Below are 1,502 nucleotides of genomic sequence, written 5' to 3' on the forward strand. Positions count from 1 at the left end.
CTGATGCGCCAATCCCACTGCCTTCGGCGGGCTGGCATACTGGCGGAATGACGACGCCCCCCGACCTGACTCAACTCTCTCCCGATCAGCTCCGCCACTTGGCGGCAACGCTGATGACGCAGGTGGAGGAAAAGGAGAAAGCGCTACGCCACAGCGAGCAGGTCAATCAAAAACTGACCTATGAAATGGCATTGCTCAAGCGCCACGCCTTCGGCAAGCGCAGCGAGCAGCTCAATGTCCTGCAGATCAGCCTGCTGGAGGAAGGGGTGGACGCCGACATTGCTGCCATCGAGACCGAGCTGGAAGAGCTCCACCTCACTGCTGACACGCCAGTGGCAAGGAAGACGCCCAAGCGCACGCCCTTACCTCCCGAGCTACCGCGCACCGAGATTCATCATGATCCGGAGAATGATCACTGCCGGTGTGGTTGTCAGCTGAGGCGGATCGGCGAGGAAATCAGTGAGAAGTTGGATTACACGCCGGGCGTGTTCCACGTCGAGCGGCATATCCGTGGCAAGTGGGTCTGCGACCAATGCGAGACACTGACCCAGGCACCGATGCCGACGCAGATCATTGACAAGGGCATCCCCACCGCCGGCTTGCTGGCCCAGGTGCTGATCGCCAAATATGCTGATCACCTGCCACTCTATCGCCAGGAGCAGATCTTCGCCCGCGCCGGCGTAGCGATTCCGCGCTCCACCCTGGCCGAGTGGGTCGGCACCTGCGGGGTGCGACTTCAGCCGCTGATCGATGCACTGCGTGAAGTGTTGCTCAACGAGCCGGTGCTGCATGCCGACGAAACGCCGGTACCGATGCTGGCCCCTGGCAAGAAGAAGACGCACCGCGCCTATCTCTGGGCCTACGCCACCACCCCGTATGCCGGGTTGAAGGCCGTAATCTACGACTTCAGCGAGGGACGTGGCGGACAACATGCCCGCGACTTCCTCGGGAAGTGGCGGGGCAAGCTGGTCTGTGACGACTACAGCGGCTACAAGCAGAGCTTCGCCAACGGTGTTACCGAGATCGGTTGCATGGCCCATGCCCGCCGTAAATTTGTCGATCTGCACGTCGCTGGCAAGAGCCAGATCGCCGGGCAGGCTATCGAACTGATCGGTCAGCTATACCAGGTGGAGCGTGAGGTACAGTCACTCAGTGCGGAAGAGCGTCAACGGCTGCGGGAGACGAAAGCAAAGCCCATCGCCGATGCGCTACATCGCTGGATGCTGGCGCATCGCGAGAAGGTCCCGAATGGTTCGGCGACGGCGAAAGCGTTGGATTACAGCCTGAAGCGCTGGGCGGCGTTGACGCGCTACCTGGATGACGGCGCGTTGCCGATCGATAACAACCGGGTGGAGAATCTGATTCGCCCCTGGGCGCTGGGGCGTTCAAACTGGCTGTTCGCCGGATCTCTGCGCAGTGGCCAGCGTGCTGCCACCATCATGAGCCTCATTCAGTGTGCCAAGCTGAACGGCCATGAGCCCTATACCTACCTGAAGAATGTG

At 61.3% G+C, this 1,502-nt stretch carries 1 protein-coding gene; it reads left to right on the top strand.

Annotated elements, in window-relative coordinates; genetic code table 11:
* Positions 1-47: 47 nt before the first annotated feature.
* The coding region (tnpC, locus tag IZU87_RS17215) for an IS66 family transposase (RefSeq protein WP_213115357.1) at positions 48-1,502 on the top strand (1,455 nt) is incomplete at its 3' end.

Source organism: Cobetia sp. MC34 (assembly GCF_018340035.1).
Lineage (GTDB): Bacteria > Pseudomonadota > Gammaproteobacteria > Pseudomonadales > Halomonadaceae > Cobetia > Cobetia amphilecti.